The organism is Panacagrimonas sp., from assembly GCF_965216805.1.
Classification (GTDB): domain Bacteria; phylum Pseudomonadota; class Gammaproteobacteria; order Nevskiales; family Nevskiaceae; genus Panacagrimonas.
In genome coordinates, this window is record NZ_CBDCGN010000002.1 from 1,721,720 (window position 1) to 1,746,472 (window position 24,753).

The 24,753-nt window shown below is 66.6% G+C and carries 29 protein-coding genes and 1 pseudogene; 10 read left to right on the forward strand and 20 right to left on the reverse strand.

Annotated features, from left to right (window positions below):
• Nucleotides 1-107 precede the first annotated feature (107 nt).
• From ACOOHP_RS08165 to ACOOHP_RS08210, 10 genes and pseudogenes are all read right to left on the reverse strand, one after another.
• Nucleotides 108-977, reverse strand: a complete 870-nt coding sequence (locus tag ACOOHP_RS08165) for a MipA/OmpV family protein (RefSeq protein ID WP_420465955.1) — start codon at nucleotides 975-977, stop codon at nucleotides 108-110.
• Nucleotides 965-1,714 carry a class I SAM-dependent methyltransferase gene (locus tag ACOOHP_RS08170; protein WP_420466960.1) on the reverse strand — a complete coding sequence of 250 codons (750 nt, stop codon included), beginning with the start codon at nucleotides 1,712-1,714 and terminating at the stop codon, nucleotides 965-967. Before ACOOHP_RS08170 ends, ACOOHP_RS08165 begins: the two co-directional genes overlap by 13 nt.
• 72 nt (nucleotides 1,715-1,786) lie before the next feature.
• Nucleotides 1,787-3,085: pseudogene (locus ACOOHP_RS08175) on the reverse strand (polysaccharide deacetylase family protein); the annotation flags it as partial.
• Between the two features lie 101 nt (nucleotides 3,086-3,186).
• Nucleotides 3,187-3,915: a 3-oxoacyl-ACP reductase FabG gene (fabG, locus tag ACOOHP_RS08180; RefSeq protein WP_420465956.1), complete on the reverse strand. Its 729-nt coding sequence runs from the start codon at nucleotides 3,913-3,915 to the stop codon at nucleotides 3,187-3,189.
• The gene (locus tag ACOOHP_RS08185) at nucleotides 3,912-4,517 is read right to left on the reverse strand and encodes a DUF3261 domain-containing protein (protein WP_420465957.1); all 606 of its coding nucleotides are present in this window, start codon (nucleotides 4,515-4,517) and stop codon (nucleotides 3,912-3,914) included. Before ACOOHP_RS08185 ends, fabG begins: the two co-directional genes overlap by 4 nt.
• On the reverse strand, nucleotides 4,514-6,811 hold the full coding sequence (locus tag ACOOHP_RS08190) for an MMPL family transporter (protein ID WP_420465958.1): 2,298 nt from the start codon (nucleotides 6,809-6,811) through the stop codon (nucleotides 4,514-4,516). The genes ACOOHP_RS08185 and ACOOHP_RS08190 overlap by 4 nt, the downstream gene beginning before the upstream one ends.
• Before the next feature lie 43 nt (nucleotides 6,812-6,854).
• A complete protein-coding gene (locus ACOOHP_RS08195; RefSeq protein WP_420465959.1) occupies nucleotides 6,855-7,466 on the reverse strand; it encodes an outer membrane lipoprotein carrier protein LolA in 612 nt (203 codons plus the stop codon).
• Nucleotides 7,463-8,257 carry a glycosyltransferase family 2 protein gene (locus ACOOHP_RS08200; RefSeq protein ID WP_420465960.1) on the reverse strand — a complete coding sequence of 265 codons (795 nt, stop codon included), beginning with the start codon at nucleotides 8,255-8,257 and terminating at the stop codon, nucleotides 7,463-7,465. Before ACOOHP_RS08200 ends, ACOOHP_RS08195 begins: the two co-directional genes overlap by 4 nt.
• Nucleotides 8,254-9,102: a lysophospholipid acyltransferase family protein gene (locus ACOOHP_RS08205; RefSeq protein WP_420465961.1), complete on the reverse strand. Its 849-nt coding sequence runs from the start codon at nucleotides 9,100-9,102 to the stop codon at nucleotides 8,254-8,256. Before ACOOHP_RS08205 ends, ACOOHP_RS08200 begins: the two co-directional genes overlap by 4 nt.
• Nucleotides 9,099-10,037, reverse strand: coding sequence for a hypothetical protein (locus ACOOHP_RS08210; RefSeq protein WP_420465962.1), 939 nt, complete (start codon nucleotides 10,035-10,037; stop codon nucleotides 9,099-9,101). Before ACOOHP_RS08210 ends, ACOOHP_RS08205 begins: the two co-directional genes overlap by 4 nt.
• Nucleotides 10,038-10,330: 293 nt before the next feature.
• Here ACOOHP_RS08210 and ACOOHP_RS08215 point away from each other — a divergent pair, with 293 nt between their 5' ends.
• The 9 genes from ACOOHP_RS08215 (at nucleotide 10,331) to ACOOHP_RS08255 (ending at nucleotide 17,038) form a co-directional block, all read left to right on the forward strand.
• A complete protein-coding gene (locus ACOOHP_RS08215) occupies nucleotides 10,331-10,609 on the forward strand; it encodes a phosphopantetheine-binding protein (RefSeq protein WP_420465963.1) in 279 nt (92 codons plus the stop codon).
• The gene (locus ACOOHP_RS08220) at nucleotides 10,609-11,358 is read left to right on the forward strand and encodes a class I SAM-dependent methyltransferase (RefSeq protein WP_420465964.1); all 750 of its coding nucleotides are present in this window, start codon (nucleotides 10,609-10,611) and stop codon (nucleotides 11,356-11,358) included. Before ACOOHP_RS08215 ends, ACOOHP_RS08220 begins: the two co-directional genes overlap by 1 nt.
• Nucleotides 11,355-12,803 carry an AMP-binding protein gene (locus ACOOHP_RS08225; protein WP_420465965.1) on the forward strand — a complete coding sequence of 483 codons (1,449 nt, stop codon included), beginning with the start codon at nucleotides 11,355-11,357 and terminating at the stop codon, nucleotides 12,801-12,803. The genes ACOOHP_RS08220 and ACOOHP_RS08225 overlap by 4 nt, the downstream gene beginning before the upstream one ends.
• Nucleotides 12,796-13,095, forward strand: a complete 300-nt coding sequence (locus ACOOHP_RS08230) for a hypothetical protein (RefSeq protein ID WP_420465966.1) — start codon at nucleotides 12,796-12,798, stop codon at nucleotides 13,093-13,095. Before ACOOHP_RS08225 ends, ACOOHP_RS08230 begins: the two co-directional genes overlap by 8 nt.
• A 239-nt stretch (nucleotides 13,096-13,334) precedes the next feature.
• The gene (locus tag ACOOHP_RS08235) at nucleotides 13,335-14,249 is read left to right on the forward strand and encodes a lipid A biosynthesis acyltransferase (protein ID WP_420465967.1); all 915 of its coding nucleotides are present in this window, start codon (nucleotides 13,335-13,337) and stop codon (nucleotides 14,247-14,249) included.
• Nucleotides 14,227-15,408 (forward strand): beta-ketoacyl-ACP synthase, encoded by a 1,182-nt coding sequence (locus tag ACOOHP_RS08240; RefSeq protein ID WP_420465968.1) that lies wholly within the window; start codon nucleotides 14,227-14,229, stop codon nucleotides 15,406-15,408. Before ACOOHP_RS08235 ends, ACOOHP_RS08240 begins: the two co-directional genes overlap by 23 nt.
• Nucleotides 15,405-16,211 carry a beta-ketoacyl synthase chain length factor gene (locus tag ACOOHP_RS08245; RefSeq protein ID WP_420465969.1) on the forward strand — a complete coding sequence of 269 codons (807 nt, stop codon included), beginning with the start codon at nucleotides 15,405-15,407 and terminating at the stop codon, nucleotides 16,209-16,211. The genes ACOOHP_RS08240 and ACOOHP_RS08245 overlap by 4 nt, the downstream gene beginning before the upstream one ends.
• Entirely contained in the window at nucleotides 16,208-16,654 is a 447-nt protein-coding gene (locus ACOOHP_RS08250; protein WP_420465970.1) for a phosphotransferase, read from the forward strand. The genes ACOOHP_RS08245 and ACOOHP_RS08250 overlap by 4 nt, the downstream gene beginning before the upstream one ends.
• Before the next feature lie 105 nt (nucleotides 16,655-16,759).
• Entirely contained in the window at nucleotides 16,760-17,038 is a 279-nt protein-coding gene (locus ACOOHP_RS08255; protein WP_420465971.1) for a collagen-like protein, read from the forward strand.
• An 86-nt stretch (nucleotides 17,039-17,124) separates the two neighbouring features.
• Here the strand turns inward: ACOOHP_RS08255 and ACOOHP_RS08260 are convergent, their stop codons facing one another.
• Nucleotides 17,125-17,868 (reverse strand): Crp/Fnr family transcriptional regulator, encoded by a 744-nt coding sequence (locus ACOOHP_RS08260; protein WP_420465972.1) that lies wholly within the window; start codon nucleotides 17,866-17,868, stop codon nucleotides 17,125-17,127.
• Nucleotides 17,869-18,071: 203 nt separating this feature from the next.
• Between ACOOHP_RS08260 and ACOOHP_RS08265 the strand changes: the two genes are divergently transcribed.
• Nucleotides 18,072-18,464 (forward strand): HU family DNA-binding protein, encoded by a 393-nt coding sequence (locus tag ACOOHP_RS08265; protein WP_420465973.1) that lies wholly within the window; start codon nucleotides 18,072-18,074, stop codon nucleotides 18,462-18,464.
• Nucleotides 18,465-18,529: 65 nt separating this feature from the next.
• On the opposite strand, the gene ACOOHP_RS08270 is transcribed toward ACOOHP_RS08265, so the two are convergent.
• The 9 genes from ACOOHP_RS08270 to accB form a co-directional block, all read right to left on the reverse strand.
• On the reverse strand, nucleotides 18,530-18,709 hold the full coding sequence (locus ACOOHP_RS08270; protein ID WP_420465974.1) for a rubredoxin: 180 nt from the start codon (nucleotides 18,707-18,709) through the stop codon (nucleotides 18,530-18,532).
• Nucleotides 18,710-18,734: 25 nt separating this feature from the next.
• Entirely contained in the window at nucleotides 18,735-19,631 is an 897-nt protein-coding gene (locus ACOOHP_RS08275) for a fatty acid desaturase (protein WP_420465975.1), read from the reverse strand.
• 50 nt (nucleotides 19,632-19,681) lie between these two features.
• Nucleotides 19,682-20,314, reverse strand: coding sequence for a TetR/AcrR family transcriptional regulator (locus ACOOHP_RS08280; protein ID WP_420465976.1), 633 nt, complete (start codon nucleotides 20,312-20,314; stop codon nucleotides 19,682-19,684).
• 150 nt (nucleotides 20,315-20,464) lie between these two features.
• On the reverse strand, nucleotides 20,465-20,785 hold the full coding sequence (locus tag ACOOHP_RS08285; RefSeq protein WP_420465977.1) for a helix-turn-helix domain-containing protein: 321 nt from the start codon (nucleotides 20,783-20,785) through the stop codon (nucleotides 20,465-20,467).
• On the reverse strand, nucleotides 20,782-21,126 hold the full coding sequence (locus ACOOHP_RS08290; protein WP_420465978.1) for a toxin: 345 nt from the start codon (nucleotides 21,124-21,126) through the stop codon (nucleotides 20,782-20,784). Before ACOOHP_RS08290 ends, ACOOHP_RS08285 begins: the two co-directional genes overlap by 4 nt.
• Before the next feature lie 30 nt (nucleotides 21,127-21,156).
• Complete coding sequence (locus ACOOHP_RS08295; RefSeq protein ID WP_420465979.1) at nucleotides 21,157-22,308, reverse strand: thiolase family protein; 1,152 nt, start codon at nucleotides 22,306-22,308, stop codon at nucleotides 21,157-21,159.
• A complete protein-coding gene (locus ACOOHP_RS08300) occupies nucleotides 22,305-22,706 on the reverse strand; it encodes a Zn-ribbon domain-containing OB-fold protein (RefSeq protein WP_420465980.1) in 402 nt (133 codons plus the stop codon). The genes ACOOHP_RS08295 and ACOOHP_RS08300 overlap by 4 nt, the downstream gene beginning before the upstream one ends.
• Nucleotides 22,703-24,178: a carboxyltransferase gene (locus ACOOHP_RS08305; protein WP_420465981.1), complete on the reverse strand. Its 1,476-nt coding sequence runs from the start codon at nucleotides 24,176-24,178 to the stop codon at nucleotides 22,703-22,705. Before ACOOHP_RS08305 ends, ACOOHP_RS08300 begins: the two co-directional genes overlap by 4 nt.
• The gene (accB, locus tag ACOOHP_RS08310; RefSeq protein ID WP_420465982.1) at nucleotides 24,175-24,678 is read right to left on the reverse strand and encodes an acetyl-CoA carboxylase biotin carboxyl carrier protein; all 504 of its coding nucleotides are present in this window, start codon (nucleotides 24,676-24,678) and stop codon (nucleotides 24,175-24,177) included. The genes ACOOHP_RS08305 and accB overlap by 4 nt, the downstream gene beginning before the upstream one ends.
• Nucleotides 24,679-24,753: the final 75 nt, after the last annotated feature.

A 24,753-nucleotide genomic window follows, 5' to 3' on the forward strand; every position in this document is an offset into this window, starting at 1 on the left:
CGGACGCTGTTCTGGGATGGATTTGCAACCGCCAATGTAGCGACCGACATGCGCGCAGTCGGTGCGGTGGCGCGCATTGCTGCGCGCGATGGCCGGTGGTGTCGTCGTTATGACTGCGGTTGCAGGGCGGCCGCGGGAGCGCGCTTTTTCGGCTGAGTCCATTCGCGGACCCACATCGAGTAGAAGACACCCAGGGCGATGACCGTACCGTGCCCGGTTTCGACCAAGGGGCTGTCTCGCATGACCGCGCCGCTGAGCACGTCGTGGGTCACGCCCAGGCCCACGCGCCAGGCGCCGTGACGCAGTCCCAGGTAAGCGGTGGCGCGCGAACCGCTGTAGCCGCTGCCGACGTCGTAAGCCGGTCTTTCCGGCGTCGCGAAGCGTGGATCGACCCGGTAGAAATAGCGGTGATATTTGCGCGAAGCCCACAGCGGCCCGGCACCCAGCGCGGTCTCCAGTTCCCAAGCGCCGAGGCGCAGGCCGTCGCGGCTGTAGCGCAGATGCGGATAACTGAGCCAGCCGATGCCTTCGAATTCGTCGAAGTCCGCGGCTGCGACCGCGCGCACCGGCAGGCGCAGATCCCAGTCGCCGCCCGACTCGCTCACCCGCCAGTCCAGCGACGGACCGATCTCGAAGGTCGGCAACAACTTCGGCATGCCCTGACGCACGGAGTCCTGACTGTCGTCGCCTGGCAGCGAACCCGATCCGCTCAGGCCCAGCCGCACACTGTCGGTGTTGAACAAGCGTGCGGCCAGACCATCGCGAGACAACTCCAGGCGCTTGCCCCGATACGAAACATAAGGCACCGGCAGCACCGTGGTACGGGTCTGTGCGGAGCCGCGGTAGTCGGGGTTGGACAGCAGCCCGAGGCCTGCGCCCAGTTCCAGTCGCCGCGAATCCGACGCAGTTTCCTGCGCCGCCGCCGCGCCCGTCGCCAGCGCCAGCGCGCACAGCAGCGCGCTGATCAGGCTGCGCATGACTTGCGACATATCAGGATGATTTCGGCTACTTCGAGCTCGTCGATAAATCCGGGCTTCCATGCCAGTTCCTTTTGAAAGTGCAAGCCCAGCGGCATCAGCACCCGGTTGTACCACCACATGGCCCGTGCGCGGCGATGCAGCAGAAACCACAGGCCCAGGTCGAGCAGGCGCGAGGACTTTGGCTGCATGCCGTAGATCGCACTCCGTTCCACCATGAATCTGTGCCGACGCAGTTTGTGCTGCAGCGCCTGCGGTTCGTAGCGGCGACGGTGACCCACGAAGTCGTCGAATGCGGTCCATTGCGCCGGATGCAGCGGCACCGACAGCAGCAGCGTTGCGCCCGGCGTGGATACGCGAGCCAGTTCCGACAGAGCGCCTTCGTCGTCGTCCACATGCTCGATGATGTCGAGCGCGCAGACCAGGTCGAACGCACCGTCGGGCAGCGGCAGCGCGCCGATCTGGCCGATCACGCCAAGTCCGCCACCCCTGCTCAGCCGTGCCAGCGCCGGGGCGCTGATGTCGACGAAATGCGTGTCCTTGATCGGCAAGCGGGGCCGCAGGCCGGGTGCAACCTCAAGGCGTCGCTGCGAGGCGGCGACCAGCGCGCACACCAGTGGCCAGGTGTTGAAACTTTGCGGAGCGACCAATTGCGCATCGCGCCACAGCGGATCGTAGAAGCTGCGGTTGGCGTGCAGCAGTTGGGCATCCGTGCGCGGCAGGGCTGGCGCGGTGATGCCGGTTCGATCCATGTCGGCGGGGACCCGGCGCTGCGCAGGCAGCCAGCGCGCGTGGAGCAGGGCCGCCAACCATCCGAGTGCGCTGCCGGCGTAGACGTCGACGGCGACGTGCTGGCGTGTTGCCAGCGTCGAATACAGGATCCCCAGCGCCCAGGCCGCGCTGGCGATGCGCGGCCAGCCCGGCGCGTCGGCGCGGCACAGCAGGCGGTCCAGCCATATGGCCGTGTACACGGCAAACGCGGCGTGCAGCGAGGGCAGGGCGTTGCCGGCGTCATCAGCCGCAATCACCGGCCCAAACGGTGGATACAAATGCCAGTCGACGTCGGCGCGGGGGCTTGCGCTGGGCCACAGCAGGAACACCGCCATCCCCGCCGCGCTCAATGCCAGCATCGCCAGGTAGTAGTTCAGCAGTTCGCGGCGGTCGGTGAGCAGCCCCGGTGGCAGCGCCACGTAGAGCCACAAGGACACGTACAGCCATAGCGCACCCGGCCAGAACGCAATCCAGTGGTCGAGTGCGGTCACCGGCATCAGCGTGACCGGAAACTGAGGAAATTTGAGCAGCAGAAAATAAGCCGCGAAGAATCCACCGGCGATCAGCCAGCCGGCCAGCATCTTCAGGCCGAAATGGGCTTTGAATCCGTCCCACAGCGTGAGCGCCCAGGCCGATTTCTTCTCCGCGCCGCGCAGGCGCAACAGCTCGGAGACGGTCACGCACTGCAATCCCTTTTCGCGCAGTCCTTGCAGAATTCGCGGCAGCGCCTGCGCGCAAGCGGGGCGATGCCGGCCGGGCAGGTCGTGGCCGTCGTGCATCAGCACGATGTCGCCGGGGCGGATGCGTGCCAGCACGCGCCGCGCGATGCGTTGCGGATCCGCGCTGCGGGAGTCGTGGCTGTGCAACGACCACGCGATCACGGTCAGCTGCAGTGCCCGCGCCGCGCGTGCGAACGGCGGGCTCTTGAGTCCGATCGGCGGGCGGTACAGCGGCGCATCTTCGCTGTGTGTGATGGCGGTGATGGCGCGCGCGCCGCGCCCGATCTCCTGCCGCTGGCGCGCCTCGCCAAAGAAGTTCTGCCAGCGCGAATGACTCCAGGCGTGATTGCCCAGTTCGTGCTGCTCCGCGGTGATCCGGCGTCCGAGCGCGGGGTGCGCGCGCAGCGCGCGCCCGATGGTGAAGAACGTGGCGCGTGCGCCATGCTGCGCCAGCGCATCGAGTACCGCGGGCGTGACTTCAGGATCGGGTCCGTCGTCGAAAGTCAGCGCCACGTAAGTGAGCTGTCGCGAGCCGTGCGTCCGGGTCGGATACAGCAGGCTCGATCCGGGCCGCGCAATGCCGTCGGCCAGCAGCACCAGCAGCAGTGCGGCGGCCATGCCGGCCGCCAGTGGCGACCACCAGAACGCCAGCGCGAAAGCGAGCGCGGCCGCCGCGCATCCAAGGATCGGCCGGTAAACGCGCGCCGCTTCGTGGCCGGTCACGTCAGCATCCCGCCGTTGATGGCGATCACCTGGCGGGTGATGTAGGCCGCGCTGTCCGACATCAGGTAGGCGACCAGACCGGCAACCTCGTCCGGCTCTCCGAGGCGGCGCGCGGGAATGTGCTGAATCATGGCGTTGACCGCAGCGTTGGCGGTCATGTCGGTTCGGATCAGGCCCGGCGCCACGCAATTGACGGTGATGCCGCGACTCGCCAGTTCCAGTGCCAATGCCTTGGTCGCGCCGATGATCCCGCCCTTGGCCGCACTGTAATTGACCTGACCACGATTGCCGGCAAGCGCCGCCATCGACGACAAGGTGACGATACGGCCTGGCCGACGACGCCGGATCATCGGCAGCACCAGCGGTTGCAGCACGTTGTAGAAGCCGTCGAGATTGGCGTGCACCACGCCGTCCCAATCCTCCGCGGTCAACGCTGGAAACACGCTGTCGCGCGTCATGCCGGCATTGCACACCACGCCGTAGGGCGCGCCGTGCGCAGCTATGTCCGATTGCAGCGCCGCCGCTGCCGCCGCGCGATCCGCCAGATCGAAATGCAGGATGCGGGTGGGCGCGCCGGTCATCTGCGCGGTTTCCTGCAGCGCCGTCGACAGGCTGCGGCCGTGCAGTATCAGACCGTAGCCGGCGGCAGCCAGGCGCAGCGCGATGGCGCGGCCGATCCCGCGGCTGGCGCCGGTGACCAGCACCCATGAAGGCTCGGTGTTCATTGCAATGGCCGCGATTCAATGGTGAGCGCGTAGCCCGATTCGAAATTGCTCAGCCACAGCGTGCCCTGCCAGGGATCGGCGCTGGCGTAACGCACCTCGCTGATCAGGCGACCCTGCCGTCGCAACCGGCGCGTCGCCGGAGCCGGTTGGCTGACTTCCCAGGCGCTGCCGGCAAAAGCGTTTTGCAGGGCCGCGAGCGGCCACAGTGCGAGCTGCAGGTCGGCCACGACGCGCCGCGGGTCCAGCACCCCGGGTGCTTGTACGGTCGACTCCGCCTCCAGCCCGCGACCGTCATCGCGCAGGCTGAACCAGCGTTGGCCCTGGGCGCTCAGCCCGACGATGCTCAGGCGCTGCGGGTCGACATCGACGACGCACTGGAAGACCAGATCGCGTTCATGAAAAGCACCGTGCACGATCTGCAGCACACTGACCGTGCGCTCCAGACTGGCGGGTGTCAGCAGCGGCGGCGGCTCGGGCATGGTCTGCGCGGGCAGCAGGCTGCAGGCGGACATGGCCAGTGCCACGGCCAGCAGCGGCAGGTGTGCTCGGGCGCGCTGCGCGGTTCTCAAGGCAGCGCGCGCTTTACGCGCAAGGACGTTCACGAGTGCTCCTGTGGGATGGTGGCGGGTCGCTGCAGCAGCAGCGCAAGCAGCCAGGTGAGGCCGACGCCGATCAGCAGGGTCAGGCCGATGGCACGGATGAACGGCGTGGCGCTGAACGAGAGCAGGCCGTAGGAGAGCATCGCGCCGAGTGTCGACAGGCTGATCGCCAGTACCGTGGTGGCGCGTGACGCCAGGCCTTCACGCAGAAATACCGCGTAGTCCACGCCCAGCCCCAGCACCACGAACAGGCCCAGTACATGGAACAGATTCAGCACCCCGCCGAGTCCTCCCAACAGCGCAATCGTCAGCAGGGCTGCGCACAGCGGCGCCGCCATCAGTCGCGCGGCATTCCGGGCGCCGTAACGCAGGGCCATGGCGACGCCGATCAGCACATAGGCGGCAGCCAGGAGCAGCAGCGCGAATTTGCGATAGCGCTCCAGCAGTGCAGATACCGTGGCGACCCGGTCGACGAACTGCACGCCGGGTATCGCCACCGCCAGTTCGCGCAACACCGAAACGTCTTTGATGCCATTGAGGCTCACGATGGAGCCGTACCCCTGATCGAGCGATCCCAGCCACAGGTCGCGCCAGGGCAGGGACGCGGCGCTCGCCAGCCAGGCCGCGGCAAGCAGCGGTGGTGTGGCGATGGAAAATTCGTCCAGGCGCCGTGTCACCAGCTCGGGTGGAAATCCGAGGCCGTTCATCAGTTGGGGAGCAATCCCGCCTTCGCGATAGACCTGCGCCGCGAGCAGCGCACGGTTGTCCTGCTGCCGCTGCTGCGAGGGCAGTGCCAGGCTGAGCGCGCGATAGCCGTCGATTGCGCCGTCGCGAACTTCGGCATCGAGGGCCTCGCGCAACTGCTCTTCGGTCCGCAGCACCGCGTCGGGTGTGGCGCCGTGGACGACGAAGAACTGGCTGTCAGGCACCGTGCCCAGCAGTTCGCGCACGCGCAGATCGTCGGCGAGCAGCGACGGGGCCGACTTGCTGAGCAGTTGGACGTCATCGGCAAACTCGACACGCGCCAGGCCCAGCAGCGCGATGACCGCAACGCCCGCAGCGGCAATCTTCGCGCGCGGTCCGCCGATCCGGGCCACCGCGCCATCGAGCGCCAGCGCCCAGCGCAGCGGCAGTGGCTGGCCAGGGCCACTGCGCGCGGCCAGCAGCGGGTACCAGCACAGCACGCAGCCGCAGGCCACCATCAGCCCGGTGGCCGAGAACACCGCCATCTGGCGCAGACCGGGCAAGGGTGTCAGGCCCAGACTCAGGTATCCCAGCACGGCGCAGCCCATGCCCATGGCGATACCGGGACCGACATGGCGTAGCGCCCGCCACGGCGTCCAGTCGGCCGGACTGCGGAACTGGTCAGCGAGAAAATGGATGGAGTAATCCACCGCAACGCCGATTAGGGCGCTACCGAAGACCAGCGCAATCAGGGTGACCTTGCCGAACAGGAGTTGGCACAGGCTCAGCGCCGCCAGCGCGCCACAGCCGAGGACCAGTGCGCCGAGCACCAGTGGCCGCAGTGAGCGAAACGTCACCAGGATCATCAGCGCAACGCCGATTATCGATAACGACCCCACCCGGCCGATCTCGCTACGCGCCTGCCGGGTTGCCGCTGCCGCGTGCAGGACCACGCCCGACGACAGCACCTGCGCACCGGCGTCGCGTGCCTGCGCTTCTGCCGCGCGGATCGCCGGCACGATGCGGTCCTGGACCTCCACCGAGAACGCCTCCTGTGCGGTCTGCGCAGTGATCAGCACATGATGGAGACCGTTCTTGTGCAGCATCAGCAGACCCTGTTCCGGGCGCAGGTCTCCGAAGCCCGCCGCCTGTTGCGCGATGAACGTGCCGAGAAAGTTGAACGGGTCCTGCGCCACCGGCAAGGCCCGCGGCAGCAAGCCGGGGCCATGGACATCGCGTAAGGCCCGGGCCAGCACTTGCGCGTGCTGGCCCTCGCGCAGCGCCAGTCGCTGCGACTCCGCCAGAAGACCGTGGCGATGTTCGCGGTACAGGCTCGAATCGGTAGCCGCGACCTCGGCTTCCAGCGCCACCGATGCAAACAGACGGCTCGCGCGCAGCTTGCCGGCGAACTGCGTGGCGATCACGCGCGCCTGTCCGGCATCGGCGGTCCCCAGCAGAAAAAGCAGCCTGCCCGACAGCGCCGCCGCTTGTTGCTGCTGTGCGGCGGCGATCACGGGTTCAACTTCCTGCGCGGGCAGTAATGCAAACAGATCGGTTTCGATCTGAAGCTGCGGCGCCACGCGCAGTGCATACAGCAGGACCAATGCGGCCATCGCGGCGGTCCACAGCCAGAAGCGCAAGCGGACGCGGTCGTGTTCACGGCCCAAAGCGCAGCCGGTCCGACGGCGTGAGGCTGGACAATGGCTGCGCCTCGGCAATGATGTCGATCTCGGTGCGGTCGCCCGTCGCCTCCAGCAGGTTCACCTGCTGCAACTGCCCGGCCCCGGCGAGCGTGATCTGCGTCAGCCAATCCGCGAGCGCTGCGTCGCGCGGACGCAGTCCGAGCTGCCATGGCGAAGCGGGCGCTTCGGGGCCGATCCCGAACAACTCGAAACGACGCGCGAGCGCGTCCACCTCCAACGCGAACAGCGCAAAGAATGTGGACGCTGCGATGTCCATGGCGGACGCCGGGCCGCTGTCCCGGCGCCACATCAGCTCCGCATCCAGCGGCACCTGGGTGTGCCACCAGATTCCGCGGTCGCGTATCAGCAGGAACTCGCCGCTGGAGGTCAGCGGCCGCGGAATCTCGCGCAGGAATTTGCGCTGGACATAGCGGCCGCGCAGAACCTGTACCTGCCCCAGATCCGGCATCGCCGCGTGCAGGAAAGCCTGCGCCTGCTGCGGCGTCTGCGGGTGCTCGAACACTTCGCCAGCCAGCAACGGCGTGGCCAGCAGCAGGGCAATCAATCCACAGCACACCGGTTTCATTGGCGCCGCCGCCCCAGTGTCAGCCGCGGTGCGCGCAGGCCCATGCCCAGCAGCAGCCGCAGGTGCATCCAGGTCAGGCGCAGATTGTCGCGCAGCATGCGGAAGTGCGAGACGCCGTCTGCCGGATAGGTGACCTTGGTCGGCACGCTCAGCACGCGGACGCCGCGCCAGAACATGTGCACCATGATCCCGGTGTCGAAATCCATGCGCCGGCCGACATTGCCCTCGTTCCAGACCGAGATCGTGGTGGCCAGGGGATACACGCGAAACCCGCACATCGAGTCACGGATCTCGAACGAAAGAGTTTCCACCCAGACCCAGAAATAAGTCAGGTAGCGGCCGTAGAAGCGCACGCGCGGCACCGAGGCGTCGAACACCGGAATGCCGGTGACCAGTGCGTGCGGCTGCGCACGCGAGCACTCCAGCAGCCGCGGCAGGTCAGCAACGTTGTGCTGGCCGTCGGCATCGATCTGCACGGCGTGGGTATAACCCCGAGCCAGCGCGCAGGCGCAGCCGCTCATGACCGCCGCACCCTTGCCACAGTTCTGCGCGAGCTGATGCAGGTGCACCCAGGACGCTTCGCGCGCGGCAATGGCGTGCAGCGCGCCACGACTCTGCTCGCCGCTGCCGTCGTCGACGATCCAGCAATCCAGCCCGAACGGTTTGAGGCGATCAATCACCGCGGTGATCGCCTGTTCATGCCGGTAGAACGGAATGACGATGCACGGCCGGTACGGTGCAAGCCGGACCCAGGTGTCCGCATCAGGCGACACTGCATGAGACGTGCTCATCGCGCGGCCGGCGCGACGAGCGTCGCCGCCGCGGTGGCCAGTGCCACGGCCGGCATCGGCGTCGGCATCTGCAACATCGTGGTCCCGCTGAAGTACGCGACCAGATGCGCGGTCACGCGGCGCGCGTTGTGCGATTCGCTTGCGCCCGGGGTGATCAGCGAGTCCAGGCTGATCGGCTCACCCACGCGCAGCCGCCAGTGTGGGCGCCGAGACGGCACGCGGTACCAGACGTCGGCCTTGGTCAGCGAACTCGGGCAGCACAGGATGGACACCGGCAACAGATCGCAGCCGGAAGCCAGCGCGATGTGCGCGGCCCCGCGCTTCATTTTCAGCGCCTGGCCCGGCGCGCTGCGCGTGCCTTCGGGAAATACCAGCATCGAGTTGCCGGCGCGCAGCGTCGCCACGCAATGCTTGATCAGATGCTGCGGTGCATTGTTGGGGATGTAGTCGGCCCAGCGCAGCAGGGTGCGTAGAAAGGGTTTGCGCATCAGTCCGTCCTTTACGATGCAGTCCATCTGCGGCGTGTGCGCGCCGATGAAGAGCATGTCGATCAGGCTGGGATGATTGGCCACCACCAACTGGCCGGGCACCTGCAACCGCTCGAAGCCGTGTAGTTCGTAGCTGATCACGCCCAGCTTGCGACCCATGCCGATCAGAAAGCCGCAGCCCAGTTGCAGCAGGCGCCGCACGCGTCGACGCATCAGCGGCCGGTCCGGCGAGATCAGACGGATCAGCGGCAGTGCGGTCACACACGCGAGCACGCAGGCCAGTCCGAACGCGGTGAAGCAGACCGCGCTGCCGATCACGCGCCACAGCGCATCCAGTCGTTGGCGGGTCCTGGTCACGCCTGCTCCGGTCGATAGGTGCGCAGCGGTGCGGCCGTGAACAGGCCTTCGATCTCCAGCAACAGATCGCGGCGGCAGATGTCCCCGCACAGCCACAGCAGCGGTACGTCGACACCGAACAGTTCGGTCACGCGCTTCTTCAGCACCTCCTGGAGCACCGCGTGGCGAACATAGATGCGCAGCGCGGCGGCGCCGAATGCGCCCGCGGCGGGCTGCCGCGCCGCGGCCTGCTGCAGCAAGGTCCGCAGATTTCTGAAGGTCTCGTCAAGCTGGGCCAGCGGATCGCCCGGATGCAGCGAGCGATGGCCGACGATGCTCGCCGTGCCTGAGACGAACAGGTGCATGCCATCCGGCCAGTGCTTGAGCATGGCGCGCGAAAAGCTGGGGCTGCGCGGCCCGTAGCTGGCCGGATAGTGGAAGGCGCTGACCTGCCGTGGATTCTCGACCTGTTCGCCGGGCGTGCGCGCGGCCAGGAAACAGACTGCGATGCTGCCATCGTGGGTGCCGATCGCGGTAGCCGCGGGCAGTACGCCTTCAAAGCCGGATTTGCGCGCGAGCGCGTCATGACGGCCGCGATTGAACTGACGATAACGTTCGGCGTCGCCTTCGCCGCGATGGATATGCGGCAGAAAATTCCACATGCGCAGACGGCAGGGATATCCCAGCCAACGCTGGAGCCGTTCGATGCGCAGATAGGCCCGGGTCGCGGCGGCAGTCAGATCAGTGCTGTCGGCCGCCGCCATGCACAGATGGCCGAACAGCACCTCGCCGTTGTGCGCATAACCGACTTCATCGGCCCAGCCGTGTTGCACCGGCAGACGGCTGCGCCAGACCTCGCACATGGGCGTGGCGCCGACCTGGGCCAGCGCGATGCCCACCTGGCGCGGGTCGGATGGTGGCGCCGGGATGACGCCGAAGCGCAGGCGTGCGAGCACGTCACAGTCCAGATCCGCTCCGGAATCGGTCTCGTAGGCCAGCCGATAGGAGCAGCGATAGGTGTCGGGATCGGGCGCGATGAGAGGCTCGGGGACCGCCGCGGAGGTGTGCAGAAATCAAAAAGGCAATGAGTAATGCCGCTCTCGCACCGTACCCGTCGCAACGGGCGGCGTCTGTTCGCTGCCGTACATACGGGCAGCGCGGGGTCTGCGTCTAATGTCTGTGCGGTCGCACACCGACGACGACGCTTCCCCCGGCTGAAGCTGCCGCGGCCTATCGAGGAACTCCGTGCATGTCCGTATCCATCACCCCAGAGCGGGCGCTGGCGCAGCTTCTGATCAGTGCACTCAACCTGGAAGAGCTCGACGCCGGAGGCATCGATCCGGAAGCGCCCCTGTTCGGTAGCGAACCCGGCAGTCTGGGTCTTGATTCGATCGATGCGCTAGAGATCGTGCTCGCCATACAGCAGGAATACGGCGTGGAGTTGCGGGCCGCCGACGAGTCCAATCGCCAGGTGTTTCGCTCCCTGCGCGCTCTCAGTGCGCATGTACAGAGTCTGGTTGCCGGGTAATGGCCGTTCCCCCGCACCCGGTTCTGCATCACTGGTACCGCGATGAGGCGGAACGCCGGCAGCGGGTCAATGCGCTGTTCGACGCTTCCGCCGGACAGTACGACGGCATCAACCGCATGATGAGTCTGGGCTCCGGACGCCGCTACCGGCGCCAGGCGCTGCTGCGCGCCGGCCTGATTGCCGGACAACGCCATCTGGACGTCGGTGCCGGCACCGGCGTGATCGCGCTGCTGGGACAGGACATCGTCGGGCCATCGGGCGAGGTCGTGGCACTGGACCCCAGTCCCGGCATGCTCGAAGTGGCGCGCGTCGCCGGTGTACGCCAGCCAGTGCCCGGCCGTGCCGAAGCGCTGCCTTTCCCGGATGCCGGTTTCGATCTGCTGACGATGGGTTATGCGCTGCGCCACGTCACCGATCTGGATGCGACCTTCACCGAATTCCTGCGCGTGCTGCGGCCTGGCGCGAAGGTGCTGATCCTGGAAATCACCCGTCCACCGCCCGGCCTCGGATATCACGCGCTGCGCTTCTACCTGCGTTCGCTGGTGCCCTTGCTCACGCGCCTGCAGGGCTCGCACGAGGCGCAGACGCTGATGCGCTATCACTGGGACACCATCGAGCACTGCGTGCCGCCGGCGACGATTATTGCGGCACTGCAGACGGCCGGCTTCGAGCAGATACGCCGCGATGTCGTGCTAGGCCTGTTCAGCGAATACAGCGGTGTGCGTCCATCCGCGCAGCCCCAGTCATGAGGACGCCGGCCATTGAGTTGGAGCCCCTGCTGGCTTGCGCGCGCCTTGCTGCGGTGTCACGCCCGCTGCCGGAACGGTCGACCGCGCCCGCCGCCGCGACGGCACTTGCCGGCTGCAGACGTTTGCCGCTGATCCAGCCGGATCTGCCGCACCGCATCCTGGCGTGGCGCGGCGCGCGGGGCGTGACCCAGGCGCAGTTCCTGGGCGACGTCCACGCCCTGGCTGATCGCCTGCCGCAGGCATCACACGCACTCAACCTGTGTGCGGACCTCTACCACTTCATGACGGCGTTTGCGGCCATCTGTCTGCGTGGCCAGACCAATCTGCTGCCGCCCAGCCAGGCATCCAGCGTCATCGGCGAAATTGCGGACGCCTACCCGGGCTGCTACGCCGTGGTCGACGGCAGGACCGCCTACGCCGGGCTGCCCCGGGTCGTGGAGGGCGACGCTGGTGCGCCTCCGCACCCGCCGGTGCAGACGATTCCAACTGTGCAGGAAGCACATGTCGCTGCGCTGGTCTTTACCTCCGGCAGCACCGGCGTGCCGCAGGCCCACGCCAAGACCTGGCGCACCCTGGTACACACCGCGCAGCTGGCCGCGCAGCGTTTCATCGGCGCTGATGCAGCCGGTGCCAGTGTCGTGGCCACGGTTCCGCCGCAGCACATGTACGGGCTCGAGACCACGGTGATGATGGCGCTCGCGGGAGGCTGCGCGGCCTACGCCGGGCGCACGTTTTTCCCGGCGGAACTGCGCGAAGCGCTGGCGCAGGTGCCGGCGCCGCGGGTGCTGATCACCACGCCGATCCATCTGCGCGCCTGTGTTCCCGCGCCACAGCCGTTTGTGCCACTGCATCTGATCATTTCAGCCACAGCACCGCTGGAGTCCGTACTGGCTGCGCTCGCGGAAAGCGCTCTGGGCGCGCCGGTCCATGAAATATATGGCTGCACCGAGGCCGGCAGCATGGCGTCGCGGCGCACCGTTGAAACCGCCATGTGGCAGCTGTACCCCGGCATGCGGCTGAGCCGCCGCGACGGCGCCGACGCTGTTCAGGGTCAGCACCTGGACCTGCCGGTCACGCTACCGGACGTGCTGGACGATCTGGGTGACGGCAAGTTCCTGCTACGCGGTCGTAGTGCGGACATGATCAAGGTCGGCGGCAAGCGCTCATCACTGGGCGAACTGACGCGTGCGCTGCTGCGGATCCCCGGCGTGCAGGACGCGGTGGTATTCGTTCCCGCGCCGGTGGCGGGCCGCGAAGTACGGCCGGCAGCACTGGTGGTCGCACCGCACCTGAGTGCCGAGCAGATCCGTGGCGCCCTGGAGACGATGATCGACCCGGTGTTCCTGCCGCGTCCGCTGATCTGTCTTGCCGATCTTCCGCGCAATGCAGTGGGCAAGTTGCCGCGCGCAGCATTGCTGGCCGAACTGGAGCGCCGCCGTGCCTGAGCACCGCGTGGAGGCAGAGATCCTGCACACACATCCCTGCCTGCCGGGCCACTTTCCGGGGCGCCCGGTGGTGCCCGGCGTGCTGCTCCTGGGACGCGTGCTGGATGCGCTGCAGGCGTGGCGCGGAACCCATTGGCGCCTGCAGCAAGTGCATGCGGTGAAATTCCTGCAGCCGCTGCTGCCGGGTGAGCGCTTCGAGATCGTGCTGCACCTGAGCGGCACCCGGCTGGATTTCTGCTGCGAACGCGGCGCGCAGGTGCTGGCCCAAGGTAGCTGGGAACTGGGCGCTTAGAGCGTGTGGACACAACAAGCGCCACCCGAATTTCTGACGCGGATTTCGCGGTTGAGTGCGAATGAGCGCGGATTTGCGCCGAAAGTGGATCGAGAGTCGCCCCTCGGCTGCACTCAATTCCGTTGGTTTGCCGGTTTTGATCCGCGAAATCCGCGTCAAAAACCGTTCTTGCCGGGTTTGGTCTACACCCGATTAGAGCAATCGCGACGGCATTCTGCCGAAGCCTGCAGGAAGCCCTCTTGACCAAGGCTACGGGCCGCCGCGCCGAGCGCAGCACAGCGCGAACGATGCGCTTGGGAATCTGGCTGGCGCTGACGCTGGGTCGCGCACTGATGCGCCTGCTGCTGATCCCCATCGTTGCGTATTTCCTGTTGACCGGCCGCGAGCCGGCACACGCGGCGCGGCGCTTCCTGCGTCAGGCGTTGGGACGCGAACCGGGCTGGATCGAGCGGATGCGTCATTGGTACACCTATGCGGCGGTGCTGCTCGACCGCATCTTTCTGCTCGCCGACCGCCATCACGACTTCGCGGTGCAGATTGAACAGCACGCAGTCGTGACCCAGGCGATGCAGCAGGGCCGCGGCGTGCTGGTCCTGGTGTCGCACTTCGGCAGCTTCGAGGTAATGCGCGTGATCGGCCGCCAGGCGCGCCAGCTTCCGATCCGCATCGTTCTCGACCGTAGCCAGGGCGCGATGTCGACTGCGCTGCTGGAGGCACTCAATCCCGGGCTCGCGGCTGCGGTCATCGACGCCTCGCAGCGCGGGCCCGCCTTGGCGCTGGCGCTCAAGCAGGCACTCGACCAGGGTGATCTCCTGGGCATGATGGCGGACCGTGTGCGCAGCGGGCAACGCACGGTCGCCGTGCAGTTCATGAACCGTCCGGCGCATCTGCCGGAGCACCCGTGGATCCTCGCCAGCGTGCTGCAGGTGCCGGTGATACTGGCCTTTGGCATCTACCAGGGCGGCAACCGCTATCGCATCCGCTTCGAGCACCTGGCCGAACAGGTGGTTCTGCCGCGGGCAACCCGCCGCGCCGCGGTGCAGGTTTACGCGCAGGCCTACGCTGATCGGCTGGAGACGCAGGTGCGGGCCGCGCCATACAACTGGTTCAACTTCTACGATTTCTGGGCCGATGAAACCGCTGCGGATCACTGACTACACACTCACGTCGGCGGTGGGCGAGGGCCGGGCGGCGCACTTGGCGGCGCTGCGCACGCAGCGCACGGGCCTGAGTGAGGTGGCGTTCGAAACCTGCAGTCTGGCGACCTGGCTCGGCCAGGTTGCAGGACTGGCAACACCGATCAGTGGCGAACTTGCCGACTGGGACTGCCGCAACAACCGGCTGGCGCTGCTCGCCCTGCAGCAGGACGGATTCCTGCAGTCGGTGGAGCGATTGCGGCGGCGTTATGGGGCGCACCGGGTCGGTGTGTTTCTAGGCACCAGCACCTCGGGCATACACCAGACCGAACTGGCGTACCAGGCGCGCGAGCACGGAATCGGCGACGACCTGCCGCATAGTTTTGACTTCGGCAAGACGCAGAACATCTTTTCTTGCGGCGATTTCGTGCGCCGCCACCTGCGACTGGACGGCATTGCGCACGTCACTTCCACCGCCTGCTCGTCTTCCGCCAAGGCCTTCGCGTCGGCTTATCGTGCCCTGCATTGCGGGCTGTGCGACGCAGCGGTGGTCGGCGGCGTCGACAGTCTGTGTCTGACCACGCTGTATGGCTTCAACGCGCTGCAACTGCTGTCGGCCGATATCTGCCGACCCGCGGACGCACAGCGCTCCGGCATCTCCATCGGTGAAGCAGCCGGCTTCGCCATCGTCGAGTTTGCGGACACGCCCGGCCTTGCGTTGCTGGGCTATGGCGAAAGCAGCGATGCCCATCACATGTCCACGCCGGATCCCGCCGGGCGCGGAGCGCTCGCCGCGATGATTGCCGCGCTGCACCGTGCGGGACTGGCGCCTGCAGACATTGGCTACGTCAATCTGCATGGCACGGCTACGCCATCTAATGATCTCGCCGAAGACAAAGCGGTTTGCGCGCTGCTTGGTACACGCACGCCCTGCAGTTCCACCAAGGGCTGGACCGGGCACACGCTGGGAGCCGCCGGCATCGTCGAGGCTGCGATCAGCCTGCTGGTGATTGAACATGAGCTGCTGCCGCGCAGCCTCAACACGCGTCAGCGCGATGGGCAGATCCGCGGCGCCATCCTGATGGAGAACCGCGACACACACGTCGCCAGCGCCATCTCCAACTCGTTCGGCTTCGGTGGCAGCAATTGCAGCCTGCTGTTCGGTGTGCAGCGATGAGCCGGCCTGGAATGACCCTGTATATCGAAGCGGTCGGCTGCTGCGCGCCGGGACTCGATGGCTGGACGCAGGCGCAGCCGGTGCTGCGCGGCGAGCGCGCGCACCTGCCAACCGAACTGTCCTCGCATCCCCCGCAAAGATTGCCTGCCATTGAGCGTCGCCGTTCGCCGCTGGCAGTACGCCTCGCCTTTGCCGTGGCCGAGGACGCATTGAGCGCCAGCACCCTGCGGCCGGATGCGCTGGCCACCGTGTTCGCGTCGTCCGACGGCGACACCCATATCGTGCATCGGCTGTGTCTGGCGCTAGCGCAGCCACAGCGCGTGGTGTCGCCGACAGATTTTCACAACTCGGTTCACAACTCGGCCGCCGGGTACTGGAGCATTGCCGCGGGCGCCAGGCTGACGTCGACCAGCTTGTCAGCCCGACATGCGAGTTTTGCGGCTGGCCTGCTGGAAGCCAGCGCCCTGGTGCAGGCGGAGGATCGCGACTGCCTGCTGGTGGCTTTCGACGTCGGCCCGCCCGCGATCCTGCTGGCCGCTTGTGGCACCAGCCAGACCGCGGCCGTCGCCCTGATCCTCACGCCGCGCCGCCAGCCCGGATCACTCGCGGCCTTGCATCTCCAGACGATTGCGCAATGCGCCGAAACCGCTATGGCCGATCCCGCGCTGGAGCGCCTGCGCCGGAGCAACCCGGCCGCACGCGCGCTTCCCCTGCTGGTCCATCTGGCGCGTCGCGAACCCGCAACGGTGCTGCTCGACGGCGCTGGCGGACATAGCCTGCATTTGGAGTTGCAGGTGCCATGAGTGCAGAGATCGTAGGCGCCTTCAGCCTGCGCGAGCTCATCCCGCATGCACAGCGCATGTGTCTGCTCGACACGATCCTGGACTGGGACCAGCACACCGTACGCTGCACGACCTCCAGTCATCGTGACCCGCTCAATCCGCTGCGCAGCGGCGGCAGGCTCGCTGCCTTGCACCTGTGCGAATACGGCGCGCAGGCAGCGGCGGTGCATGGCGGGCTGCTCGCCCGGCAGGCCCACGGCGGCAGCGCAGCGCCCGGCATGCTGGCGGCGTTGCGCGCGGTGCACCTCGCAGTCGAGCGCATCGACGATATCGAGGACGAGCTGATCGTGGACGCACGCCAGAGGGTTGGCGGACCGGGGGGCTGGCTCTACGAATTCGAGATCCGCGTCGGCAGCCGCTGGCTCGCCCGTGGGCGCGCTTCGGTGATCTTTTCGCACGGCTGAATCCGGTCGTTGCTAAGTGTCCGAGCGAACAGAGGAACGCGGCGCGAGTCTTCACAATGGCGCAAGCCGCCGCACTGGCGCGCTTTACCGAAGAGTGAAACGAACATGAAATTTGCAACCTCCGCCGCAATTCTGGTCATGGCCCTGGGTCTGGGCGCCTGCGAACGCAACGTGCCGGTGCCAGGCCCGGCTGGTCCGCAGGGTGAAGCCGGCAATCAAGGCAACACCGGCAACACGGGTGATACCGGCGATACCGGGTCGAAGGGCTCCACCGGCAGTCAGGGCAGCACGGGCTACACCGGGGCGACCGGCGATACCGGCGAGCAGGGCGAGGCCGGTGCAACCGGTGGCGACACCATTATCGTCGTCCCGCCGGCCGAATAATCCGGGCTGACAGAGCGCCGCGTGGCTGCTGCGGCAGCGCGCGGCGCTTTTTTTTGGCGTGCTGCCCCGACGATCAGGCCGCTCTGTCAGGCAGGCCTGCCGGGCGCAAGCGCAGCCGCAGCCGTACGGGCGAGCAGGCGGTCCTCTTCTTTTTTGACCACGGCGTAGCACTCGCAGGTCAGCGCTTCCAGTCGCGGGCGGTCGAGCACCGTGATCTGGCCGCGGTTGTAGCTGATCGCGCCGAGCTTCTGCAGCTTTCCGGCCGCGTCGGTGACGCCTTCGCGGCGCACGCCGAGCATGTTGGCGATCAGCTCCTGGGTCATGGTCAGACGGTTGCTGGATAACCGGTCCAGCGACAGCAACAGCCAGCGGCACAGTTGCTGGTCGATGGTGTGATGGCGGTTGCACACGGCGGTCTGCGCCATCTGGGTGATCAGTGCCTGGGTGTAGCGCAGCATCAGCACCAGCATTTCGCCGTGACGGTTGAACTCGTCCTTGAGTCGTTGTCCAGGCAGGCGATACGCGGAACCTGCGCTCTGCACGACGGCGCGGCTGGGTGTCGACTCTCCGCCCATGAACAGCGAAACCCCGATCAGGCCCTCGTTGCCCACTACCGAGATCTCCGCCGACGCGCCGTTCTCCATCACGTACAGCAGCGACACGATGGAGTCTGTAGGGAAGTACACGTGGCGCAGCGTGTCGCCGGACTCGTACAAGACCTTGCCCAGGGGCAGCGAGATCAGCTCGAGATCAGGGAACAAGCGGTGTTTGACCTCTTCCGGCAGCGCCGCCAGGAGTTGGTTTTTCAGCGGGGAAATTAGTGCGGACATGCAAACCCCGGATTGGGCCGAAATGAAGTTGGATCGAAATGCGGCCCCGAGACGATACGGAATTCCGCTACCTTACATATGTTCGATATCGCACACACGGAATCGAACCGCGGGGCACCGGGGCCTTCTTTTCAAGGGCGGGAAGCCATTCAGCGCTCGCGCGGGTAACATATCCGGATCATCCACCACCGGCGTTTCGATAAATGGCAACTAAGAAAGCAGTCGCAAAGAAAGCTCCCGCAACCAAGGCCAAGGCCGCGCCGGCCAAGGCCGCAGCACCCAAGCCCATCAAGGAGACCCTCAACAAGACCGGTCTGGCCGCTTACCTGGCCGACGCCAGCGGCGTCGACGCCAAGGCCGTGCGCAAGGTCATGGCTGCACTGGAGGCCGCGATCGCCTCGTCGGTGAGCAAGAAAGGCGCCGGCTCGTTCGTGCTGCCGGGTTACCTGAAGATCAATGTGATCAAGGTGCCGGCCAAGCCCAAGCGCAAGGGCATCAACCGCTTCACCGGGCAGGAGCAGATGTTTGCGGCCAAGCCGGCGTCGCTGAAGGTCAAGGTGCGACCGCTGAAGAAGCTCAAGGACGCGGCCGCCTGAGCGCTTGATGCCAAGGGAGGGCGGGGACCTGCAGGTCTTCGTCCTCCCTTTTTACTGCCCGGCGTTTATTCGTCGAGATCGTAGTCCGACTTGGCGGCGCCGCATTCCGGGCAGATCCAGTTTTCGGGGATGTCGGCAAAGCGGGTGCCGGGCGCAATGCCGCTGTCAGGATCGCCCAGCGCTTCGTCGTAGACGTGCGAGCAGTAGCGGCAGCGATAGCGTTTGGGGTCGGGTATGGGCGGCATGGTGATCGCTCCTGCCTGCACGCGCTCAGGATCGCGGCGCGGCGTAGATGGTCGGGTGAAGGTCAAAACCGTGCTGCACCGCGAGTTCGCGCTGGCGCAACTGCCCTTCGATGAGCTGCCACACCTTGCGGTTGTTGTAGAACGGCGTCATCGGATACAGGTGATGGATCAGGTGATAGTTCTGGTTCTGCAATAGCGGACCGAGCAGCCATTCATGTCCGATGCGTACTGCGGTGGCGCGGGTGAGGTTGTCCTCCTGGCGCGTATCGTGCGGAACGTGCGGCAGCCAGAAAAAACTGAAACCCAGGGTCAGGAAGATCACCCGCGAAGGGATGAACCACAGCATCAGCACGTGCCAGCCGTAGCCGGTGGCGATCAGTGCGCCGAACACCAGCGCGGTGAATGCCGCCATCCACAGCGAAGATCGCAGGTAAGGACCGGACACCTTGTCACCGTGTCTGAGCGTGTGGATCAGGTACAGCACGTCGATCACCAGCCAGCGCAACGGCAGGGTCCACCAGGCGCCGTGCAGCACGATGTCCGGATCTTTCGGCCCGGTGGTGAAACGGTGATGAAGAATGTGCGCCCAGCGGAACAGGCGCAGATCCACGTAGGGCGCGCCCAGCAGTACCGCGCTCTGGCCAATCCAGTCGTTGACGCGGGTGTTGGTGGAAATGGCGCGGTGAATCGAGTCATGCACCACGGTAAAGGCGTAGTAGCCGATCACGCAGTTGATCAGCATGGCCACCCACAACGGTAGTAACCCCATGAACGCAAGCACGTCGGAGCCGATGTAGACCGTCATCACCATCAGCCAGATCGCGATGGTGGGCCAGGACAGGCGCGGCGCCGAGGTGAGGCGCTTGAACTCTGCTTTCTGCGCTGGGCCCAGGGCAGCCAGAGAAACGGGGGCGTTGCTCATGGCGATTTCCGCTTGCGGAAAGGGGCCTGGCAAAGGGATCAGGGCAGGGGTCATGCGGCCTTCCTGCGCTTGCCGGGCGCACCGGCCGTGGGGGCGCCGGTGAGCATGCGCTGCACCAGCGGTTCGACCAGCTCACCCAGCTTGCGGCCGTGCACCAGTTGGCCGGCGACGTGCAGCGTGATCAGCCCGTGCAGCGACACCCAGAACAGGTGCGCCAGTTCCAGCGCGTCACCCTGCAACTGGCCCAGGTCGATTGCCTGCTGAATCACCTCCACCGCGTGATCGAACAGGCCTTGTCGCGCCGCCAGCAGCTCGGGGTACTGGGCGGGCGAAGGCTGACCCATGGCGAAAATCATCTGGTATTCGCCGGGATGTGCTTCGACGTAGGCGACGTAGGCGGTGGCGATCTGTCGTATCCGCAGCAAGGGCGCCGCGGCGGCTTTTTCGCGGCCGCGCACGAAGCGCTCGAAGCGCTCGGTGCATTCCACCCGCAGCGCCACCAGCACCGCTTCCTTGTTGGCGAAGTAGCGGTAGGGCAGGGTGTGGCTGGTGCCGGCGGCGTCGGCCAGGCGCCGCAGCGACACCGCGTCCAGCCCTTCCTGCAGGTACAGGTCCAAGGCGTGCGCGGTGAGTCGTTTGCGCACGTGGCCGACTTCGTCTGCGGTGAGTTGGGGGCGGGGCATGGAATAATTTAACAGCGTATATTAAACACTGTCAATAGTACGGTATGGCCGAACGCGGTGCGATCAGCCGGGCAGCAGTTGGGAAGGCTTGTGAGAGTAAGGAGTCCCCGGGCGACGCCAGGGTCTTGCACTTGCCAAGCGCAACAGTGGCTACACCGCCGCCAGCCGATCCATCGTTTCCGGGTAGCGATCCACCAGGCGGATCAGCAACGCCGCCTGCGCGTTGGGCCGCGCGCGCCCTTGCTCCCAATTTTCCAGGGTGCGCGGATTGGTGCGCAGACGCGCCGCCAGCACCGCTTGCGACAGGTTCAGCCGCTTGCGCAGCGCTATCAGTTCGCGCGCCGTCACCTCCGGCGCGGGCTCCGGCTCCATCGTGTGAGTGCGCAGCGTCACCTTGTTGGCGCGCACCGCCTTGAGGGCATCGAATCCCTCGACGACTTCCCCGAAAACATTCCGTTTGGCCTTGCTCATGACTTTCTCCGCGCGCTCAGTTCCCGTTTGAGCAGCTTGCGCACCGCTGCGCGCTGCTCGGCCGTCAGATCGGCTGCCTCGTGTTTGCCATAAAGCGTGAACAGCCAGAACTGGTGCCCGGCGGACCACCAGAAATAAATCACCCGCAGGCCACCACGCTTGCCTTTGCCCCGCCGGACATCCGCAAACCGCAGCTTGCGCAGACCACCGGTGTCCTCAATCACATCACCGGCCTCTGGCGCAGACATCAGCCGCTGTTGCAGCGCGGCGAACCCGGCGTCATCCAGATAATCGGCCCGAAAACGCGCGAAGGCAGGCAACTCCACAAAGACCGCTTTCATGCCTGCAAGTATACGCAATCTGCGTATAATTTAGCCGTGTAGCGCCAGCAAGCTCACCACCGACGCATTGCCCTCCATGCCGGCGGCACCGCCGCCCATGGTCTCCACCATGCCGATGCGGGCGTCGGGCACCTGACGGTCCCCCGCGGTGCCGCGCAACTGCCAGACGATCTCGGCGATCTGCGCAGTGCCGGTGGCGCCGAGCGGATGACCCCGCGACAGCAGGCCGCCGCTGGGATTGACCGGCTGCGCGCCGCCCATACGGGTATGACCGCTCGGCGCCAGTTGAGCCCCTTCGCCGGGTTGGCACAGACGCAGTGATTCCAGGGTCAGGATCTCGCCGATGGTGAAGGAGTCGTGCACTTCCAGCACATCGACTTCGGAGGGGCGAACGCCGCTCTGCGCATAGGCGGCATCGGCGGCGCGGCGCACCGGCGCCTCGCCCCAGAAGTCGGTGGAGCGATGGTCCCACAGCCCGCCCGAGGCCAGTGCCGAGGCCAGCACGCGCACCTCGCCGCGGCGACCCTTGGGCCGTCCGACGATCGCGGCGCCGGCGCCGTCGCTGACCGGGCAGCACTGCAGGAAGGTGAGCGGATCGGCGATCTTGCGCGAGGACATCACCTGTTCCAGGGTCGGTGCGCTGGCGCGCAGTTGCGCGCGTGGATTGCGCAGACCGTTGGCCTTGTTCTTCACCGCGACATCGGCGATCTGTTCGGCGGTGGCGTTGTACTGCTCGATGTAGCGCTGCGCCTGCAGGGCGTACAGACCCGGCAGCGGCAGGCCTGCACGACCCTCGCAGTCGCTGGCCTCGGGCACGATGGCGCCGCTGGTGAACAGCGAGGACAGATGCTCGATGCCAAACACCAGCACGCAGGAATAGCGGCCGAGTGCGACCGCCTCGACCGCCTCGTGATAGGCCGCGGTGCCGCTGGCGCAGGCCGCTTCGATGGTCAGCACCGGCACGCCGCCGATGCCGATGCCGCGCAGGGTGCGGGTGGCGATACCCGGCGGGCCGAACACGCTGCCGACGAACACCGCCTCGATCTCGCCGGTCTCTGCACCCGCGTCCTGCATCGCTTCGAGGATCGCGTCCCAGGCCAATGACTCCACCCGGCGTTCGGGAAAGCGTCCGTAATCCGAGGTGCCGACGCCGCGGATCACCACCTCGTGTCGTGCGTTCATGACTGGGCCTCCGCTGTCACGATCAAGTCCCCACCTTCATCGCCGCCGCCGATGCGCACGCGGGCGCCCATCGACAGGCTCTCGGCCTGCTGCAAGTGCGCGAGCACACGCGGCCCGTCATCCAGATCGATGTAGGCAAGCGCGTACGGCGGCTTCCAGCGGCCAACCGGAATGTGTACGAGGGTCGAAGACCACACGGTGGCGCCGGGCCCGAATTCTGCGGGCTGCTGTTCGCGATGCTGGCAGGCCGGACACCAGGGCGCGGCCGGCGCGCTGGGATAGCCGCAGGCCGCGCAGCGCGCGCCGCACACCCGATCGCCCCGCACCGCGGGCCGCGGATCGGCGACGAATGCGCCGCCCATGACTTCGCCGGCGCGGCGCTTGCTAATGCCGCTCATGCCGCACCCCGTTCCAGCGTGATCGAAAAATCCTCACTCTGGAAATCGATGTAAGTCCCTGCCGACTGGCTCATCAGTTTTTCGATCAACGCCACCGACGCGCTCTGCTGGCCGCGGATCTGGTAATCGCGCTTTGATGGCCCGGCGGCACGCATCGCCGCGATGTCCTTCTCCGGCACCAGCAGGCGCAGGATCAGCTCGTCGTCGGAGACATTGCCACCGAGGTCCTTGCGCAGCTCTTCAAGGCTTGGCTGGGGCGGCGTCCAGTTGATGAAATCTTTCGCCCGCGGCGTCGAGAGAATTCGATCACGCACGTTCTCGTCGAGCGGCCCGACGGGTTTGCCGTAGTGGCCGAGCACGTAGGTGATGATCTCGTCCGGCGCAAACTTGTAGCGCTCGCCGGGGGTCATCAGGTTCATCACCGCCTGGGTGCCGATGAGCTGCGAAAACGGCGTGGCCATCACCGGGTAGCCGAGTTCGTGGCGGATGGTGGCGATCTCTTCCAGGATGGCCGGCAGACTGGCCTCGATGCCGCGATCCTTGAGCTGGTTCTTCAAGGTGCCGGTCATGCCGCCCGGTAACTGGTGCTCGTAGTGGAACAGGTCGTACTCCGCCGGTTGGCCGATGGGCAGACCCTCCTGCTCGGCAATGGCCTTGAGCATGGAAGAGATGCGTTCGACCGTCGGCAGGCTCACGCGCGAGCCCCAGCCCTTGCACTGGATGTTGCGCAGCATCGCCTCGGTGGACGGGTGCGCCACGCCATTGGCCAGCGGCCGGCAGATGGTGTGGATGGTGTCCGCGCCCTGCTCGATGCCGGCGATGTAGTTCAGCGGCGCCAGACCGGTGTTGTTGTGGAAGTGCAGTTCCAGGCGCTTCCTGCCGATGGCTTTCTTCACCACCTTGCACAGGCTGCGCGTGCGCTCCGGGGTGAGCACGCCGCTGGCGTCCTCGATCTCGATGCCGTCGACGTCCAGCGCAGCCAGTTCCTTGGCGCGCTCCGCGTAGTAGGCGTCGGTGTGGTAAGGGCTGGAGCTGAACAGCATGGTCGGCACCGCTTCGCAGCCGGCACGCTTGGCGACCTTGGCCAGCCGCGCGATCTTGTCCACGTTGAACAGGCCGTCGTAGATCCACAGGCTGCGGATGCCGTTGGCAGCCAGGCGCTGCACCCACAGATCCATCACCGCATCCGGCGTGAGGTTGAAGGTGACGATGCCATTGGAGCGCGTGCCCGCGCGCAGCTTGGTTTTGGGCATCGCCGCCGACAGCAGCCGCAGGTTCTCCCAGGGATCTTCCTTGCAATGCTTGACCTGGATCTCGAACAGCGACGAGCCGGTGATGTCGAGCTCGTCGTAGCCGGCGCTGTCGAGGTCGGGCGCCAGTGCCATCGAGATGGCAAAGGGCATACGCATCCCCCACCAGCTCTGTTGGCCGTCGCGCAGGGTCTGATCGACGAAGCGAATGGTGCGACTCATGGCGTTTTCTCCGGCAAGGGTTCGATATACAGCAGCACCTGGTCGAACTCGGCCAGATCGCCGTTGCCCACGCACAGCCGTGCAATGCGACCGGCGACGCCGGCCTTGAGATAGTTCATCAGCTTCATCACTTCAAGAATTCCCACGGTGTCGTCTGCCGTCACCGCCTGTCCGACGGTGACGAAGGGCGCGGCGCCCGGCTTGGGCGCGGCGTAGAAGGTGCCGAGCATGGGCGCCTTGACCGCGGTCCAGTTGGGGTCGAAGCGCTCGCCCGCTGCGGACGCCACCACGGTCACCGCCGCTGCCGGTTGTGCGGCAGCCGTCTGCGGCGTGCTCAGCGCAGGTGCGGGCGACGCCGTTGCCGGTCGCGCCGCCGCAGGTGCCCGGCCGCTCTTCGACACCACCAGACTGCGTGAGCCGCTGCGCAATTGCATGTCCTGCCAACCGGATTTCTGGAACATCTCCAGGACCTGCAGCAGTTCTTCTTCACTCAATGGCATCGATGGTCTCCGACTCGCCGTAGCCTGGATGAAGGCGGCTTCATCGCCGAAATCCGGGGCGCTTTAGAGGTCGGC